Origin of the sequence: Photobacterium proteolyticum, from assembly GCF_001939735.1 — a bacterium.
Lineage (GTDB): Bacteria > Pseudomonadota > Gammaproteobacteria > Enterobacterales > Vibrionaceae > Photobacterium > Photobacterium proteolyticum.
The window spans coordinates 211,467-228,729 of sequence record NZ_MJIL01000069.1 but is presented as its reverse complement, the minus strand read 5'-3'; the positions used below and the strand labels follow the sequence as shown (position 1 = coordinate 228,729).

The window sequence follows — 17,263 nt, the reverse complement described above, 5'->3', positions numbered from 1 at the left end:
TCTTTTATTGCACACTTATACGTAATGATGCAGCAACCGCAAATGGTGCCAGCGTTGCCGACCCAACTAACATTGCCCCCATCAACGCCAACTGCCCGTTGAACGCCATCCCGAGGCTTGCCGCATCAATCGCCGAAGTGGCAAATATCAGCACTGGGATATAAAGCGGCAAAATCAGCAAGCTCAACAGTACCCCGCCCTTTCTCAGCCCCACTGTCAGCGCGACCCCAATCGCCCCGAGAAAGCTCAATGTCGGCGTGCCGACAAGCAGCGTCAATACCACCGCCTTCCAGGTCTCCCAGTCCAACGATAGCAATATTGCCAGCAGCGGGCTGATCAGCAACAAAGGCACACCTGTCAGTACCCAGTGCGCCACCATTTTGGCAAAAGCCAGCACCGGCAGTGGTGTCGGCATCATCAGCATCTGCTCGAGCGAACCGTCGACAAAGTCATCCCGGAACAGACGCTCCAGCGACAACAACGCAGCCAGCAACGCGGCAACCCAAACAATACCCGGTGCGATCCGAGCCAGTAGATTCGGCTCCGGCCCGACTCCCAACGGGAACAGGGTGATCACAATGATAAAGAACCACAACGGGTTAAAAACATCAGCCTGTCGACGAAATGCAATCAGCAGTTCACGCCGAATGACTTGAAAAATAGCGCTTAGCATCCTGAACTACTGCCCCAACTTAATCTTCCGTAAATGGTTACTGTCTGTGAACATATCCTGGTGAGTCGTTAGCAGCACGACACCGCCACGCTCGACATGAGACAGGAATAACCGTTCCAGCACTTTCACACCCTGCTTGTCGATAGCCGTCAGGGGCTCATCCAAAATCCACAGCTTATGGTTGCTGATCCACAACCTCGCCAGAGCCACCCGACGCTGCTGACCGGCAGAAAGCTGACCGGCCGGGACATCTTCCCGCCCTGCCAGACCGACATGGGCAAGTGCCTGCCAGAGGCAATCATCACCGCTAACCTGCGGCGTTCCCGCCAGCTCCGAGTCTTCTGCATGGGTATGCATAGCCTGGAAAAAAGCCAGGTTCTCAAACGCTGTCAGCTCTCGCTTTACCCCAGTCTGGTGACCCAGGAACAGCAAGTCCTGATAGTAATCTTCCCGTGCTGATTCGATATTTTCGTTGTTCCAGCACACGCTACCGCTGTCTGCCCGCCCGAGACCCGCAATGATCCGGAGCAAGGTTGTTTTTCCAGCGCCGTTATGTCCTTCAATCTGAACCAGTTCACCTGACGATACAGAGAAACTTAGGTCGTCGAACAACACCCGCTCATCGCGGACACAGCTTAATTCTTGTACAGACAACATATTAAATGATGTATCCTAGGTGACACAATTTAGCGGGCATATTACCACACTGGTTCAGGATTTTGTTAGACACCCAGTTGTATAGTTCCATCACTTAGGTTAGTAATTGTGACATCCATGCGTATCGACAGCTCCCAAACCTCTGCTTTAATTAAGAGTGGACAAATTGAACCTAAAAAAGTGCCAGAAAATGAGACAAATCCAAAAATTTCACAACCTGTAAATGCAAATCGGCCTGTTCAGGGACAAATTTCTCAACTGTCTCAAGTATTAATGCAAATGAATGTGCTGCAACGTTTTTTTACAACTTTTGTCGCACAGAGTTCATCCCCTCCGATGCCCTCTTCGCCTGCTGTCACTAATTTGCTCTCTCAGCTTCTGATGCCCGAAAATAAAGCCACACTTATCCAATGGCTTAGACAAGGTGCCGGAAAACCGATTCTGCTCCAATTGTTGGAACAATCCAGACAAGCGGATAGTCCTCTGAGGCAGTGGTTGCAGCAGCTGCCAACCGACAAGCAAGACGAATTCAATGCGCTTCTCAAACTGGCTGTTGAGCAGCGTTTGGCTGCCAACGGTAAAGACACCGATACCAGCCTGCTCCAGCTGCATTTGTTGCAGCCAAACGGCCGAGAGCTGAAGTTATCCGTTGAAAAAGATCCCGACGCCAGTCCAGCACGAAGCACCGAGCAATCGTCTAAGTGGACTATCCGGTTAGCACTCCCTGTCGGTCAATATGATACCGTCCATGCAATCGCGGTATGGCAACAACAAAACCTGGCTCTCGCCTTCGAATCAGACAATAGAGAGTGGCTGAAACGCACCGAAGTCCTTTCCCCGGTACTGACCGAACGATTAGCAATGCTGGGGATCGATAGCGAACCTGCCATCTTTACCCTTCGTCCGCCGCAAGTTATCGAGCCCAACACTGAAGGGCTGTCGATTCTGATATAGTGACCACAACACAGATAGCCAGATAGAAGCAATGCAGAAAAACAAAAGTGCAATAGCCCTCCACTATGACGGGCAGCAAACACCAACGGTAACGGCCAAGGGCCATAACCAGCTGGCAGAACACATTATCGAGCAGGTCAAACAACAGGGCGGCTTGATTCATCAGGATGAAGCGCTTACTGACTACCTCAACAACCTTGAGGTCGGTGATGAGATCCCGGAAAAACTCTATCAGGTTATCGCCGAGCTGATCGCTTTTTCCTGGTACCTAAACGGAAAAACCCCTCCCGGGTGGGAAGGGCTTTCAAGTATCAACGAACAAGTGTAATACAACTGAACGACAGGTTGTGAAACCGTGTTTGCATTCTAACGCCGTCTTGGCTGCGCCATCTTTTGCTGCAAGCGCAGCAACAGCTCCGCCTCGGCCTTCGGCAAATCACACTCTTCCATCAGCTCATCGACATCGGCGCCCAGCTCAACCATTTTACTGGCGCGGCTGTAGAGCTTTCCGTCAGGATCCAACATCGCCATTTCACCCTGTCGATCCGAGATCATCTCAAGGTGCTCGGCCATGTCAGCCAGCTTCTGGCTCATACCTATTGTTCCGGCACGCAGCTCGGTAAACTGCTTAAGCAAGCTTTCGTGCTGGTGCCGAGAGTTTTTCAACACCAACTCTGTGGCGGCAAATTTTGCTTCCAGTGCCTGGCGGGCCTTGCGTTCACGACGAACCATTAGCCATGAAATGATCACGGCCAGGATCGCAACAGCAACCGGCAACCATTGCAAAACGAGGCTTAGCATTACAAGTACGCCATCTCGTCCCATTCTTCGTCAGACAGCAGCTTGTTTAGGTCTACCAGGATCAGCAGCTCACCGTCTCGGTTGCTCACGCCCTGGATAAACTTCGCGCTCTCTTCTGTACCGACACTTGGTGTGCTGTCAATTTCAGAACTACGTAGATAAACAACTTCTGCGACGCTGTCTACCAAGATACCGATCACCTGCTTTTCAGCCTCGATGATCACAATACGGGTATTGTCAGAGATTTCACCTGGCATTAGGCCAAAGCGAGAACGGGTATCAATAACCGTTACTACGTTACCACGCAGGTTGATGATACCCAGAACGTAATCTGGCGCACCTGGTACCGGAGCAATTTCGGAGTAGCGCAATACTTCACGTACCTGCATCACATTGATACCGTAGGTTTCATCTTCCAGCTGGAAGGTTACCCACTGCAGTACCTGATCGCTACCGTCTTCTTTTTGTATTTCGGCTACACTAACCTGAGACATGCTGTTTCCTCTTTGGCCTTGCTCACATTACACTCTTAACATCTAAACCAGCATTGAGCATAGATATTAGTTCGCTAACATGAATTAGAGCACACATTTTTTCTTTAACCATTCCGGCAAGCCAAGGACGTTTACCCGCCTGTTCCCGCCAACGAACACTCTGTTCTGTCAAAGTTTCAGTCCCGTGGAGCGCATTACATGCCAGTCCCCACTTACTTTCCCCTAACATCACGATATATCGATATTCTTCCTGATGTTCATTCGAACTCAGTTTTTCCGGCATCACCCAGCGTGCAGTATCGACCACATCCAGCTGATGCTCACGGTTTGTCATCAACCCGAGGTACCAGGGCGGCCGCCCCAGAAGGTGATTCACCTCACCGAGCTGATGAATGCCCCCCAATTCAGTCAACGGCACAGCAAACGTCACGCCATTGACCTCAAAGAAAAGCGCCTGAAACTCTGAACTTCTGTCCTGCTGTTGCTGCCACACATCCGGTGGCCCCTCACTGCCTGGCTGTGTTTCAGGCTCAACAACCACTTCAGGCTCAGCGTGTTCAACGTCTGGCTCTGATTCTACGCTTGTTGCTGATTCTACGTTATTGCTTTGCGATTCAACAGAAAAAGGTTCCATAGCAGGCACAGTCACGGCCTCTTCCAGAACCGCTTCTTCGACCACTTGTTCAGCCCTTTCGGCCGCACACTGCATCTGCTCGGCAATCAGGGCATCGGTTTCATGCTGGATGTCAGACTGCATCTGGCTCATCTGACTCAGCAGTCGCTGCACATCTTCCAGCTCAGCCTGCGGCTTTTCGGCAAAAGAAACGGAGGACTTGCTGTCCGGTAATACGGGCTTAGGCTCTGCCGGCGGCTCCTGAGTCTGTGGTATCCAACCCGATGCCTTCTCCGATGAGGGAGAAAGGTTCAGCGCGACAGAGACGACACTATCACTCTGCTCGTCGTGCGACTCGGACAGTTGTTCAAAGTCGAACGGTGCCGCGGTACTCTCAGATTGAAGATCGCTGTCGATCGTGGCGTCACCGCCTTGATCGTGCTGATCCGGTTGCTCTTGTAGCTCAAGCTCATCTTCACCTGCGGGTTCTGTCTCTTCGTCAGAAGCATCCGCCTGACTAGGTGGCGAAATCGCATCTTGCTGCACAGGCTCTTGCGCTAAGGCAGCCTGGCCGTCATCTTCAGCCTGAGAGGCTAACTCATCTGCCGGCTGAGCCTCTTCAGGCTCAGCCAGCAAATCAAAGAAATAATCATCCAGTGCCTGTTCACTGGACAGACGATGCTTATCGTTCATCTTGATCCAGACGCTCCAGATAATTTAGTAGTGTCTTGTAAGCAAAGACACCACGACAACTGCGGGCATACAAAGACGGCGGCATATGCTTGATACTGGCATCACGGAACTTGGTATCAATCGGCACCGCCGATGCCCAAATTTGCTCCGGGAACCGTACTTTCAGCTCCTGCAGTGTCTGCAATGATGCCCGGGTCCGCTTATCATACATTGTCGGGACAATGGTTACCCGAAAGCCCGAGGGACGAGATTTTTGCATGATCTGGAGGGTGCGCATCATGCGCTCCAGCCCTTTCATCGCCAAAAACTCGGTCTGCACCGGGATCAGGATCCTATCGCTGGCCGCAAGGGCATTGACCATCATCACCCCAAGGATCGGCGGACAGTCAATCAGCACATAATCATAGTCATCTGCCAGGCTGTTCAAGGCCTTTTTTAACACAAGCCCCATCCCGCCACGATTACCCATTACCCGGTCCAGCGTCGCCAGCGACATATGCGCAGGTATAATATCGATGTTCTTGAACTGGGTGTTCAAGATTATCGGGCGAACGGTTTCGCGCGTGACATCGGTTAGCTGAAACAAGTCAAACAGACTGGCAGGTACTGAGTCCGCATCAAGGTTAAGATAAGTCGTCAGCGACGAGTGGGGATCGGTATCCACCAACAGTACGCGTTTGTTACGCTCACTCAGCAACCCGGCAAGCGTTACCGTTGTCGTTGTTTTCCCGACCCCGCCTTTTTGATTGGCGATACTCCAGACGATCAAATCGAACTCCCTATGACAGGCCGATTTCAACCAGAATGCGCTCGGCAATCCGATCTAGCGGCAGGTCTTCACTGGAGATCCCCGCTTTTGCCACAGCCTGCGGCATCCCGTAGACGACACAGCTCTCTTCGTCCTGCGCCCAAATTGTCGAGCCGCTGGATTTCAGCATTCGTGCGCCTTCTCGACCGTCAGCGCCCATCCCGGTCAATACCATGGACAGAACCTTGTCATGATAGATCTTGGCCGCCGAGCCGAAGGTCACATCGACGCATGGCTTGTAGTTCATTCGCTCGCCGCCATCAATGATCCGCACACGGGCGGAGCCCGGACGTCCGTCCAGCATCATTTGCTGACCGCCGGGAGCCAGGTAGGCCATTCCCGGTTTGAGGGTATCCCCGTCCTCGGCTTCCTTTACCCCAATCTTGCACAGATTGTTCAGGCGAGCTGCAAACGCGGCCGTAAAGGTCGCTGGCATGTGCTGAACCAATACGATCGGATAAGGGAAGTTGGCCGGTAACTTAGTCAATATTTTCTGCAGGGCAACCGGGCCACCTGTCGAGGTACCAATTGCCATCAGCTGATACTTCTTGCCCGAAGACTTAAACCGCGCCATTGGCTTCGCCGCCACAGGACGCGCTCCCGGACGTGCTACTGTCGCTGTCTGAGATGCCGTTGCAGCTGTTCGCCCAAGTGCAGGCTTTTTCAGCTCACGGCCAGCAGCCGTTGCCGATGCTGGGCGTACAGAGCGACGCATAAAGACACGTTTGCGTGCCAGCTCGCCAACACGTTTTTGCAACAGGCCAACCGCCTCATCACGGTTGCGGGCAATATCTTCAAATTTCTTCGGCAGAAAATCCAACGCACCGGCATCAAGGGCATCCAGTGTCGCCTTCGCTCCTTCGTGGGTTAGCGAAGAGAACATCAGGATCGGGGTCGGTGCGCTTTTCATAATTTCGCGCACGGCAGTAATACCGTCCATCACCGGCATCTCAATGTCCATGGTGATGACATCAGGCTGAAGCTTGTTAGTCAGTTCTACCGCTTCTTTACCATTGACGGCACTGCCAATCACCTCGAGTCGAGGATCGGAGTTAATTATTTCACTGACACGGCGGCGGAAGAAGCTTGAATCATCCACCACCAATACTTTTACTGCCATGTTGTATTTATCCCGTATATATGAGTTATCCAGCCTATCTAACAAACTGAACAATTATCTGGCACCGGCAGGCCAGCAGAACCAGATAATAATTTAATTTGCTATTTAGGGGCTTACGCCCCTAATTTAGTTGTCGCTCTGATATTGAGTGAGCCGCTAGGCCTTAACGGCCGGCATAGTGTTTTAGCAGGTTCGGCACATCAAGGATCAGGGCAATATGACCGTCACTGGTAATGGTGGCTCCGGCCATACCCGGTGTACCCTGAAGCAATTCATCAAGTGGCTTGATCACAACTTCTTCCTGGCCAATCAATGTATCAACCACAAAACCAATTCGCTGGTGACCGATTTGAACAATCACCACATGGCCATGGTCGCGTTCGCGCTGCGGCAGGCCGACAGCTGACAACCAGTCTTGCAGGTAGAACAGCGGGATTGCCTTATCACGGACAATGATTGTCAGCTGACCGTCGACATTGTTGGTCTTGCGCAGATCAAGATGGAAAATCTCGTTTACGCTTGCCAACGGCAGGGCAAATGGCTGTTCAGCCACACCCACCATCAGGGTCGGCAGGATAGCCAGCGTCAGCGGCACCTTGATATCAATTCTGGTACCCTTGCCCAGCGCCGAATCAATGCTGATTGAGCCGTTAAGCTGACTGATCCCGGTCTTAACTACATCCATGCCCACACCGCGACCGGAGATATCAGAGATCTCTTTCTTGGTCGAGAAGCCAGGTGCAAAGATAAGGTTATAACACTCTGAATCAGTAAGGCGTGATGCGGCATCAGCGTCCATCACACCGCGGTCAACAGCAATGTTACGCAGTTTATCCGGATCCATACCGCCGCCATCATCCTCGATAGTCAGCAGAATATGGTCGCCTTCCTGCGAGGCTGACAGCAGTACGGTACCAAGGCGCGGTTTGCCTGCTTTTTCACGGGCATCCGGCATTTCGATACCATGGTCAACCGAGTTACGGACCAAGTGAACCAGCGGATCGGCCAGCGCTTCAACCAGGTTCTTATCCAGATCAGTTTCTTCACCGCGCATTTCCAGCACGATTTCTTTTTTCAGGCTACGCGCCAAGTCACGAACAACCCGAGGGAAGCGGCCAAAGACTTTCTTGATCGGCTGCATACGGGTTTTCATCACCGCACCCTGCAAATCGGCAGTCACGACATCCAGGTTGGATACGGCCTTGGACATTTCCTCGTCATTGGTATTAAGCCCCAGGCTTACCAGACGGTTACGCACCAGTACCAATTCACCCACCATATTCATGATGGTATCCAGAGTCGAGGTATCAACACGGACTGTCGCTTCGGCGGCCGGTTTGCCTTTATCCTTGGCGGCAGCAACGGCTTTCGGCTTTCTTTCTGCCACAGGTTTAGATGCCGGAGCAGGTGAACTGGCTACAGGAGCCGATGCTGCTGGTGCCGCAGTGGCTGCTGCAGGAGCCACTGGCGCGACAGGCACTTCAGCACTTGCCGGTTTAGAGACATCTGCCAGCATATCAGCCACAGGGCAAGTCGCCATCTCCAGCTCTTCTGCCGATGGCCCTTTACCCGAGCCATGTAGCTCATCAAGCAAACGCTCAAATTCATCGTCAGTCATCAGGTCATCATCACCAGAGCTGGCACCTGTGTCACTCGGCACTGTCGAGGCCGCTACCGGTGCGGCTGGTGCCGGTGTAGCTGGAACCGGTGTAGCAACAACCACGCTGTCAGTATTGCCCGGGCCTTTGCCTGCACCGTGCAGTTCGTCCAGCAGACGCTCGAACTCATCGTCGGTGATGTCACCCGACTCAGACTGGATCTGATCCACAACAGCTGCATTGCCTGCTTGAGGCGCAGGTGCCGATGCCGGGGTTGGAGCTGCAGAAGAAGCTGATGGGCCACTGCCTGCTCCATGAAGCTCATCAAGTAGACGATCAAATTCATCCTGCGTCATGTCGTCAACCGTATCACCGGCAATTGCCGATGATGGGGCAGCAGGCTGTGCCGCTGCTGGTTCAACTACTGGGCTTGGTGCGACAGGCTCAGGAACCACAACCGGCTCTGGCTCTGAGACCGGCGCAGCAGCGGCAGGAGCGAGTTCTTCTGCTGTCGGCGGCTGGCTGTAGCGGTGAAGCGCATCAAGCAGGCTCTGCTCAGCGGGAACAAGCGGTTCTCGCTCCTGCACCAGGCCAAACATTTCGTTGATGGTGTCCAGCGCCTCAAGAATCACATCCATTAATTCTGGTGTAACGCTTCGCTTGCCGGTTCTCAGCAAGTCAAAGATATTCTCTGCACCATGGCATGCATCCACCAACTCAGTCAGAGAGAGGAAACCAGCGCCACCCTTAACGGTGTGAAAGCCACGGAAAATAGCATTGAGCAGCTCTGAATCTTCAGGGCTACGCTCAAGCTCAACCAGCTGCTCAGACAGCAACTCAAGAATTTCTCCTGCTTCAATCAAAAAGTCTTGCAGGATGTCTTCGTCTAAATCAAAGCTCATATATTTCCCCTAAAATCCAAGACTAGACAGCAAGTCGTCAACATCATCCTGTGAGGACATGACATTTTCACGTTCTTCTGTGTTGACAATTGGCCCCTCGGGAGTAAGCACACAGGCTTCTGTAAGGGCATCTGATCTGTCTTCTTGTTCCATGCCAAAGGCTTTAAGGATTTCGACTAATTGATCTTCCACTTCGTGCACCAATTCGATGACACGACGTATTATCTGTCCGGTGAGATCCTGAAAGTCTTGAGCCATTAAAATTTCTGTCAAATGGCTACGAAGCGCATTGTTGTCACTTTCAACCTGTACCAACAAGCTGTCAATTTCATGGCATAGTAACTTAAATTCATTAAGCGCAATCTGCCCACCCATTAGACGCTTCCACTGAGGATGAACCTGACTCAGAGAGTCATTCAACCTATCGGCAAGCGGCTCGATACTATCGATCGCATCCATGGTTTTATTGGCAGCAGATTCCGTTTTATCAATCACATATGATAAACGGTCACGGGCGTCAGGAATTTCGTTCTTCGCTAAATCATTAAGACGGGGATCAAGACGAAAATTTGCCAGTGAATCATGCAATTGGCGAGTCAACTTACCCACTTCTGCATAGACAGGATCACGACTGTCGGAGACAAGCCCCTGTACAAGCGTGTTTGCTTCGTCCTGTTTCCCATCTTCAAGCAGGCTGACAAGCTGCTTAGCCTGATCGAGTGAAATCATTATGGTTATTACCCTTTTAGCGCCTGACGATTGTAATTACTGCATACGCTCGAAGATTTTATCTAACTTCTCTTTCAACGTAGCGGCAGTAAATGGCTTAACGATATAACCGTTAACACCCGCCTGCGCAGCTTCGATAATCTGCTCGCGTTTTGCTTCAGCGGTGATCATCAGTACCGGAAGGTGCTTCAGTTCATCATCAGCACGAATGTGCTTCAGCAAATCAATCCCTTGCATACCAGGCATGTTCCAGTCTGTTACAACGAAATCAAACCCGCCTTTTTTCAGCATAGGTAGCGCAGTCAATCCATCATCCGCCTCCTGGGTATTGTTAAAACCTAGGTCACGTAGCAAATTTTTAACGATACGGCGCATTGTTGAGAAGTCATCAACAATGAGGATTTTCATGTTTTTATTCAAAGTTGCCTCCACTGAGGTCACAGTGTTTTTATCTAATATGTATTAAGCAGTCCAAACCTTGAGCTTGGAACGCAAACGTTGCATCGCCTGACTATGAATCTGGCAAATACGAGATTCACTGACCCCGATAACAGCACCAATCTCCTTGAGATTGAGCTCCTCATCATAGTAAAGAGACAGGACCAGCGCCTCTCTTTCAGGCAGTGTTTTTATTGCTTCAGCCAGTGATTGACGGAAATTATCATTCACAACACCCTGAAATGGAAGATTTTCTTCAAGTGCTTCTTCACTTGCAACAGCATCTTCCGATACACCCAGATCATCCATACCAATAAGACGCCCACAATTAACATCATTTAGCGCCTGATGGTACTGTTCGAGTGTCATTTCGAGATGTTCGGCAATTTCCTGATCATTAGGGTCTCGCCCGAACTCTGCTTCCAGGAAAGAAATGGCTTCCGTGATGCGCCGGCTATTTTTATATACCGAACGCGGAACCCAGTCTCCACGGCGGATATCATCAAGCATCGCGCCCCGGATCCGGATACCGGCAAAGGTCTCGAAGCTTGCACCTTTGCTGGGATCATAATTCTGCTGTGCTTCCAGGAGGCCTATCATACCAGCCTGAATTAAATCTTCTAATAGAACGTTGGGGGGCAATCGCCCCATCAGGTGGTGAGCAATGCGCTTTACCAATGACGAATATCGCTCAATAAAGGCATGCGGACTCTCCTGATAGCGTCCGTATGTCAATGCTTTATTCACCAATAGGAGCCTCGTTCGGTGTTGGTTCCGGTGTTTGCTTTACCAATAACTTCTCGACAAAGAACTCGAGATGCCCACCAGCACTGCTCGGTACCGGCCAGGTCATGGCCTTTGACGCCAGTGACGTCAACGCTAATGCCGCCGGACTACGCGGGAAGGCATCAACCACAATTTTTTGTCGTTTAACCGACTGGCGAACCCGATCATCAAGCGGTACACAGGCAACCAGTTCGAGGTTGGCATTGAGGAACCGCTCAGTCACGCGCGTCAGCTTGGCAAACAGTTCCCGCCCCTCTCGGTAACTGCGTACCATATTGGCTACAATCTTGAACCGCTGAACATCGTATTCGCGGCTCAGGATCTTAATCAGTGCATAGGCATCGGTAATCGACGTCGGCTCATCACAAACTACCACCAGTACATCCTGTGCGGCTCGCGCAAAGCTCAGTACCATATCTGAAATACCGGCAGCAGTATCCACCAGCAGGACATCAATATCATCTTCCAGGCTGCTGAAAGCACGGATCAGCCCCATATGCTGAGCAGCCGTCAGTTCAGCCATGTTCTGGGTACCCGATGCAGCCGGGATGATTTTCACCCCGTACGGCCCCTCGACAATGATATCCTGAAGATCGCACTGTCCGGCCAGGACATGCGACAGGTTACGGCCTGCACGCAGCCCCAACATGACATCCACGTTGGCAAGGCCGAGGTCGGCATCAAGCACCATCACCCGCTTACCCTCGCGGGCCATCGAAATAGCCATGCTCAGGGTCACGTTGGTCTTGCCCACACCGCCTTTACCGCCAGTAACAGTAATGACCTTAGTGGAAGATAATTTTGTCATACGGCGCAAACCGCTCGCTTGATCGTACATTGCGTTCTCAATCATAAAAGTCTGCCGCCTGATTATCTGAACTATCGCTACTCCAGAAATGAGATTGCTGGCTTAATTCTTGTTCTAGTAATTCGTTTGCACGTGATACCAGGTAATCACCTGTTGCTACTTTAATGTCTTCCGGTACCCGCTGGCCGTCAGCCAGGTAGGCGATAGGCAGCGCACTCTGAATCGATACACAAATCACCTCACCCAGGCTGAGAGACTCATCCAGCTTGGTCAGGACACAGCCTGACAACGGGATCCGGCGGAAGTGTTCAATGGTTTCGTGCAGTACGCGCCGCTGTGCCGTCGAAGGCAGCACCAGAAAACTACGAATTTGTGAGCCACTGTTCTGCATCAGGGTATCAAGCTGCTCAGACAACCGAATATCACGTTGCCCCATCCCTGCAGTATCGAGCAGAACCAGGCGTCTATGCCGTAACTGGTGAAGTATATCGGCCAACTCCTCGGCATCTTTAGCAACTCTTACCGGACAGCCCATAATTCGACCATATGTAGCCAGCTGTTCATGCGCTCCGATACGATAAGTATCTGTTGTGACAAGGGCGATTTGGTCAGGACCAAAATCCATCGCGGCACGTGCCGCCAACTTGGCGATAGTGGTCGTCTTGCCCACCCCTGTCGGTCCCAGCAACGCAACAACGCCACCGGTCTCGAGTATACAGTCATCGGTAGTGATGATTTGATCTGACAGCAAATCCAACAGCGCCGGCCAGGCTTCGTTAGCCGGGACGTCTTCGGGGATGTAACAGGCCAGCTGATCGGCAAGCTCCGGTGAGAGCCCCATTTTTTCCAACCGCTTGATCATCATTGCCCGCATCGGTTCACGGCGCTCGACTTCCTGCCACATCAGACCGGAAAGCTGGTGTTCCAGCAATCGCCGGATCGACGCCATCTCATTGCGCATCGAGTCCATTTCATCATTCGAATGGCTACCGGCCTTCGGATCGTGACGACTCGGGTCAAGGCGGTTGCCTCCCCGGCCATAATCCTGTTTCAGCCCTTTACTCTGCGATTGCGGGCGACGGTAGTCGCCAATATCCAGCGCATGCTTTGGCTGACGCTGAGATCCCATACCACGCGAGGAGCCGTTAAGCCCGTTTTGCTGGCGACGTTCCGTACGCGGGTCCTGACCGAACTCTTGCCGGCGGCCGGAACCAAATCCGGATTCCGGCGGCGAATAATTGCCGTTTTGCGGGGCACGGTTTTGCGCCGGACGTCGCTCGGCCGGCGCAGAGCGCGGACGCATTCCTGAACGATCCGGCTCATCATAGCCACGTTCGGAGCCGTTGCCATGGTGCTTGGACTGGCGTTTAAGCAGCGCCGACAGCGAATCCACTTCTGTTTCAGCAGGCTCGTCCTCTGGCTTGCTGTCACCGGTGTAGTTCTGCAATACATTGGCAAACCGGCTTGCCGCCGACTGCTTCAGCTGTACCTTGTCATCTGCCAGCTTGCGTTTGGCCTGACCCAGTCGCTCAGCCAGGGCGTCACGTGTCGCCTGTGACGTTTTAGGCGGCTCGTTGGCAACGTCAGTATCCACGGCAGCAACAATCTCGACTCCGCCGGTCACTTTTTTATTTGACATGATCACCGCATCAGCCCCGAGCTCTTCTTTCACTTGGCTCAGCGCAGTTCGCATGTCTTTGGCAAAAAATCGCTTAATTTTCAATCTTGTCTTCCCGTCTAATCACGCTATTGCTTACGGCATCTGTCACGCCAAGCCAGCCATTCGGTATTGCATCCACTCCGCACTAGTTACCCACTGCATTGACAATGCGTATCTGTTTTTCGTCCGGAACCTCCTGATAGGACAGTACCCGCAACGACGGAATGGTATTTTTGACAAACTTAGCGAGCGTTGACCGTAATACACCGGAAGTCAGTAATACGGCAGGCTCCCCTTTCAGCTCTTGTTGCTGAGTGGCCTCGGTCAGTGAGCGCTGTAGACGCTCTGCCAGCCCTGGCTCGATGCCGGAAGATTCACCTCCGGCAGACTGCATAGTTTTATGCAATATTTGTTCCAACTCTGGGACTAAAGTGATCACTGGCAACTCTGGTTCTATACCATTGATTTCTTGGCAAATTAGTCGCTTAAGCCCAATTCGGACAGCGGCCGTCAGAATGTCAGGATCTTGACTCTTGGAGGAGTACTCGGAAAGGGTCTGCACGATTGTCCGCACATCCCTGATCGGGATCCCTTCATGAAGCAAGTTCTGCAGCACTTTAACCACCACACCCAGCGACAGCTGATCGGGAACAAAGCCCTCGACAAGCTTGGGTGTAGTCTGGCTCAACATCTCAAGCAAATTCTGTACTTCTTCATGGCCGAGCAACTGCGAGGCACTGTTGGTCAGGATCTGGCTCAGGTGGGTAGCCAGTACCGTTGCAGAATCTACCACGGTATAGCCAAGCGCCTGGGCATGTTCGCGCTGCGACTCCATGATCCATACGGCCTCAAGACCAAAGGCCGGATCGGTGGTCGCTTCGCCATCGATAGTGCCAAAAACCTGCCCCGGGTTAATGGCCAGTTCCATATTCGGGTGAATATTGGCTTCCCCGCAGGCCACGCCCATCAGGCTCAATCGGTATGTATTGGGCGGTAACTCCAGGTTATCGCGAATATGAACCGGCGGGATCAAAAAACCAAAGTCCTGAGACAGCTTTTTGCGCACCCCTTTCACCCGCTCGAGCAACTCACCGCCCTGCTCTTTGTCGACCATAGGTATTAGACGATAACCCACTTCGAGGCCAATAACGTCGACAGGCTGCACATCATCCCAAGATAGTTCTTTCTGCGTCGGCTGGGCGGCCAGTTCCGTCGAGGAAGATGTTTCAGCCTCCGCCACCGCAGCCGCTTTTTCTTTCTTGATCCGCCAATAGGCAAAGCCCCCGATAGAAGCTGCCAGCAACAAGAACGGTACATGCGGCATTCCCGGCACAATCCCCATCACAAACAGGATCACCCCGGTAATAATCAGGGCCTGGGGATTATTGAACATCTGAAAGATGAGCTGCTGCCCCATATCCTCGTCAGTATTTTGACGAGTCACCATCATTGCCGCGCCAATTGACAGCAACAGCGACGGGATCTGCGCAACCAGACCATCACCGATGGTCAGCAAACTATAAATTTCTATCGCACTGCCAAAGTTCAGGCCGTGCTGGCCCATGCCAATCACCAGGCCGCCGATGATGTTGATGAACAGGATCAGGATACCCGCAATGGCATCCCCTTTGACAAACTTCGACGCACCATCCATCGAACCGTAGAAGTCGGCCTCCTTGGTCACCTCAAAACGGCGAGTTCTGGCCTGCTCCTGATCTATCAGTCCGGCGTTCAAATCCGCATCGATAGCCATCTGCTTGCCGGGCAAGGCATCAAGGGTAAAGCGGGCACTTACCTCGGAGATACGACCGGCACCCTTGGTGACAACCATGAAGTTAATGATCATCAAAATCAGGAACACCACCAGACCGACGGCATAGTTACCGCCAATCACCACCGAGCCGAAGGCGTCAATGACCTGGCCGGCCGCATCGGGACCCTCGTGCCCGTAAAGCAGTACCACACGGGTTGACGCCACGTTCAGCGCCAGGCGCAACAAGGTGGCTATCAGCAATACGGTAGGGAAAGCCGCGAAATCGAGCGGACGGCGGGTATAAACAGTAACCAGCAGTACCACAAGAGCCAGGGCAATATTGAAGGAGAAGGCCATATCCAGCAGTAACGGAGGCATAGGCAGCACAACCATTGCCAAGGTTGCCAAAACCATGACTGGGGCGCCTATTGCTGGCATAGATTGCAGGCGTGATAAAGGTAATTTATCCGCAAAAGGTATCGAAAGCTTCATTCAATCTTTTTGTTGTTGGTGTGGTACTGACGAACAGTGAGAGCGGTCTATTTTATCGCTTTAACGTTCAAACAGGAACCTTCAAAGCAATAATCATACCTTCCAAACCGTCAACAAATTGACGAAGCTTTGTATCAATATGATCTTTACGAATTAATATCGCATATCTGATGGAATATTTGTTGCTTCCTTTGAAAGCTGCGGTTTGGTTCCCTTGCCTTTGCGATATTGCTTGAGCTGGAAAATATAAGCAAGAACCTGTGCCACAGCAGCAAATAGTCCGTCAGGAATTTGTTGTTCCAACTCGGTAGTATGGTAAAGCGCACGCGCAAGCGGCGGAGCGGGCACGATGTCGACATCATGCTTATTGGCAATTTCCCGTATTTTCAGAGCCAGGTGGTCGATACCCTTGGCAACCACAACTGGCGCCGAGTCAATATCCGGATCATAGCGCAGAGCAACAGAAAAGTGCTCCGGGTTGGTAATAACAACATCGGCCTGGGGGACATCGGCCATCATCCGCCGCTGGGCCATCTCGCGCTGCAACATTCGGATCCGCCCTTTTACCTCAGGCTTACCTTCGCTGTCCTTAAACTCGTCCTTCACTTCCTGCTTGGTCATTTTTAGCTGCTCGTTATGCTGCCAAATCTGATAGGGAATATCGATGGCAACCACAATCAGCAACGAACAACAGATCAACAAGATAAAGCCCGACAAAATATCGAGTGCGTGGAACATGTTTTGCGGATAGATTTCAACGCTCAACTGGAAGAAATCCTCCAGGTTGGCCAGCATAAGATAGAATGCGACCCCTGCCACCAGCGCCACTTTAAGAATCGATTTAATCAGCTCGACAATGCTCTGCTTGCCAAGCATTCGCTGCAAACCGCTGATGGGATTCATCTTGGAAAGCTTCGGCCGCGCCGCCTCAGCGGAAAAACTCACTCCCCCCAACCCGGCAGCCCCTACCAGTGCTGCGACAAACAGAAACACCAGCACCAGAACCAACGGCAACACTACATGCCATACCGAACCGGTGATCACTGAAAATAATTTATTGAGATCGAAGATTTCCTCCCGGCTAAGGGAAAACATCTTCATCATCATCTCAGCTAACCCCTTGCCGAGGGTTTCGCCAAACCACATGAGGCCGACGGCACCTGCCACCAGCACAGCAACTGAAGCTAATTCTCTTGAGCGCGGTACTTGCCCCTTTTCCCGCGCCTGCTGAAGCCTTCGGGGCGTGGCTTCTTCGGTACGTTCCTGACCGTCAGATTCAGCCAT

The 17,263-nt window shown here is 52.1% G+C and carries 17 protein-coding genes; 2 read left to right on the top strand and 15 right to left on the bottom strand.

Annotated features, from left to right (window positions below; genetic code table 11):
- Nucleotides 1-4: 4 nt before the first annotated feature.
- Both ccmB and ccmA read right to left on the bottom strand, forming a co-directional pair.
- A complete protein-coding gene (ccmB, locus tag BIT28_RS12135) occupies nucleotides 5-673 on the bottom strand; it encodes a heme exporter protein CcmB (protein ID WP_075764000.1) in 669 nt (222 codons plus the stop codon).
- Nucleotides 674-679: 6 nt separating this feature from the next.
- Nucleotides 680-1,330, bottom strand: coding sequence for a cytochrome c biogenesis heme-transporting ATPase CcmA (gene ccmA / locus BIT28_RS12130; protein ID WP_075763997.1), 651 nt, complete (start codon nucleotides 1,328-1,330; stop codon nucleotides 680-682).
- Between the two features lie 381 nt (nucleotides 1,331-1,711).
- Between ccmA and BIT28_RS12125 the strand changes: the two genes are divergently transcribed.
- Together BIT28_RS12125 and BIT28_RS12120 are read left to right on the top strand one after the other, a co-directional pair.
- Nucleotides 1,712-2,284 (top strand): hypothetical protein, encoded by a 573-nt coding sequence (locus tag BIT28_RS12125; RefSeq protein WP_139310462.1) that lies wholly within the window; start codon nucleotides 1,712-1,714, stop codon nucleotides 2,282-2,284.
- A 31-nt stretch (nucleotides 2,285-2,315) separates the two neighbouring features.
- Entirely contained in the window at nucleotides 2,316-2,612 is a 297-nt protein-coding gene (locus BIT28_RS12120) for an EscU/YscU/HrcU family type III secretion system export apparatus switch protein (RefSeq protein WP_075763993.1), read from the top strand.
- Between the two features lie 38 nt (nucleotides 2,613-2,650).
- Here the strand turns inward: BIT28_RS12120 and BIT28_RS12115 are convergent, their stop codons facing one another.
- The 13 genes from BIT28_RS12115 to flhB form a co-directional block, all read right to left on the bottom strand.
- Complete coding sequence (locus BIT28_RS12115; protein WP_075763991.1) at nucleotides 2,651-3,085, bottom strand: DUF2802 domain-containing protein; 435 nt, start codon at nucleotides 3,083-3,085, stop codon at nucleotides 2,651-2,653.
- Complete coding sequence (locus BIT28_RS12110) at nucleotides 3,085-3,579, bottom strand: chemotaxis protein CheW (RefSeq protein ID WP_075763989.1); 495 nt, start codon at nucleotides 3,577-3,579, stop codon at nucleotides 3,085-3,087. Before BIT28_RS12110 ends, BIT28_RS12115 begins: the two co-directional genes overlap by 1 nt.
- A gap of 22 nt (nucleotides 3,580-3,601) precedes the next feature.
- Complete coding sequence (locus BIT28_RS12105) at nucleotides 3,602-4,885, bottom strand: chemotaxis protein CheW (protein ID WP_075763987.1); 1,284 nt, start codon at nucleotides 4,883-4,885, stop codon at nucleotides 3,602-3,604.
- Entirely contained in the window at nucleotides 4,875-5,654 is a 780-nt protein-coding gene (locus BIT28_RS12100) for a ParA family protein (protein ID WP_075763985.1), read from the bottom strand. Before BIT28_RS12100 ends, BIT28_RS12105 begins: the two co-directional genes overlap by 11 nt.
- Nucleotides 5,655-5,664: 10 nt before the next feature.
- A complete protein-coding gene (locus tag BIT28_RS12095; protein WP_075763983.1) occupies nucleotides 5,665-6,813 on the bottom strand; it encodes a protein-glutamate methylesterase/protein-glutamine glutaminase in 1,149 nt (382 codons plus the stop codon).
- 163 nt (nucleotides 6,814-6,976) lie between these two features.
- Nucleotides 6,977-9,313, bottom strand: a complete 2,337-nt coding sequence (locus BIT28_RS12090) for a chemotaxis protein CheA (protein WP_075763981.1) — start codon at nucleotides 9,311-9,313, stop codon at nucleotides 6,977-6,979.
- Between the two features lie 9 nt (nucleotides 9,314-9,322).
- Complete coding sequence (locus tag BIT28_RS12085) at nucleotides 9,323-10,042, bottom strand: protein phosphatase CheZ (RefSeq protein ID WP_075763979.1); 720 nt, start codon at nucleotides 10,040-10,042, stop codon at nucleotides 9,323-9,325.
- Between the two features lie 36 nt (nucleotides 10,043-10,078).
- Nucleotides 10,079-10,450, bottom strand: a complete 372-nt coding sequence (gene cheY / locus BIT28_RS12080; protein ID WP_036800231.1) for a chemotaxis response regulator CheY — start codon at nucleotides 10,448-10,450, stop codon at nucleotides 10,079-10,081.
- Nucleotides 10,451-10,504: 54 nt separating this feature from the next.
- Complete coding sequence (locus tag BIT28_RS12075) at nucleotides 10,505-11,227, bottom strand: RNA polymerase sigma factor FliA (protein ID WP_075763977.1); 723 nt, start codon at nucleotides 11,225-11,227, stop codon at nucleotides 10,505-10,507.
- Entirely contained in the window at nucleotides 11,220-12,119 is a 900-nt protein-coding gene (locus tag BIT28_RS12070) for a MinD/ParA family protein (protein WP_075763975.1), read from the bottom strand. Before BIT28_RS12070 ends, BIT28_RS12075 begins: the two co-directional genes overlap by 8 nt.
- Nucleotides 12,112-13,797, bottom strand: a complete 1,686-nt coding sequence (gene flhF / locus BIT28_RS12065; protein WP_075763973.1) for a flagellar biosynthesis GTPase FlhF — start codon at nucleotides 13,795-13,797, stop codon at nucleotides 12,112-12,114. Before flhF ends, BIT28_RS12070 begins: the two co-directional genes overlap by 8 nt.
- A gap of 82 nt (nucleotides 13,798-13,879) precedes the next feature.
- Nucleotides 13,880-15,979, bottom strand: coding sequence for a flagellar biosynthesis protein FlhA (gene flhA, locus BIT28_RS12060; RefSeq protein ID WP_075763971.1), 2,100 nt, complete (start codon nucleotides 15,977-15,979; stop codon nucleotides 13,880-13,882).
- 153 nt (nucleotides 15,980-16,132) lie between these two features.
- The gene (gene flhB / locus BIT28_RS12055) at nucleotides 16,133-17,263 is read right to left on the bottom strand and encodes a flagellar biosynthesis protein FlhB (RefSeq protein ID WP_075763969.1); all 1,131 of its coding nucleotides are present in this window, start codon (nucleotides 17,261-17,263) and stop codon (nucleotides 16,133-16,135) included.

Coding starts and splice junctions, on each gene's coding strand:
- BIT28_RS12105 (WP_075763987.1), bottom strand. CDS start 4,885: ATGAACGATAAGCATCGTCTGTCCAGTGAACAGGCACTGGATGATTAT.
- BIT28_RS12125 (WP_139310462.1), top strand. CDS start 1,712: ATGCCCGAAAATAAAGCCACACTTATCCAATGGCTTAGACAAGGTGCC.
- ccmA (WP_075763997.1), bottom strand. CDS start 1,330: ATGTTGTCTGTACAAGAATTAAGCTGTGTCCGCGATGAGCGGGTGTTG.
- BIT28_RS12090 (WP_075763981.1), bottom strand. CDS start 9,313: ATGAGCTTTGATTTAGACGAAGACATCCTGCAAGACTTTTTGATTGAA.
- BIT28_RS12095 (WP_075763983.1), bottom strand. CDS start 6,813: ATGGCAGTAAAAGTATTGGTGGTGGATGATTCAAGCTTCTTCCGCCGC.
- flhB (WP_075763969.1), bottom strand. CDS start 17,263: ATGGCTGAATCTGACGGTCAGGAACGTACCGAAGAAGCCACGCCCCGA.
- cheY (WP_036800231.1), bottom strand. CDS start 10,450: ATGAAAATCCTCATTGTTGATGACTTCTCAACAATGCGCCGTATCGTT.
- BIT28_RS12085 (WP_075763979.1), bottom strand. CDS start 10,042: ATGATTTCACTCGATCAGGCTAAGCAGCTTGTCAGCCTGCTTGAAGAT.
- BIT28_RS12115 (WP_075763991.1), bottom strand. CDS start 3,085: ATGCTAAGCCTCGTTTTGCAATGGTTGCCGGTTGCTGTTGCGATCCTG.
- BIT28_RS12110 (WP_075763989.1), bottom strand. CDS start 3,579: ATGTCTCAGGTTAGTGTAGCCGAAATACAAAAAGAAGACGGTAGCGAT.
- flhA (WP_075763971.1), bottom strand. CDS start 15,979: ATGAAGCTTTCGATACCTTTTGCGGATAAATTACCTTTATCACGCCTG.
- BIT28_RS12120 (WP_075763993.1), top strand. CDS start 2,316: ATGCAGAAAAACAAAAGTGCAATAGCCCTCCACTATGACGGGCAGCAA.
- BIT28_RS12070 (WP_075763975.1), bottom strand. CDS start 12,119: ATGATTGAGAACGCAATGTACGATCAAGCGAGCGGTTTGCGCCGTATG.
- ccmB (WP_075764000.1), bottom strand. CDS start 673: ATGCTAAGCGCTATTTTTCAAGTCATTCGGCGTGAACTGCTGATTGCA.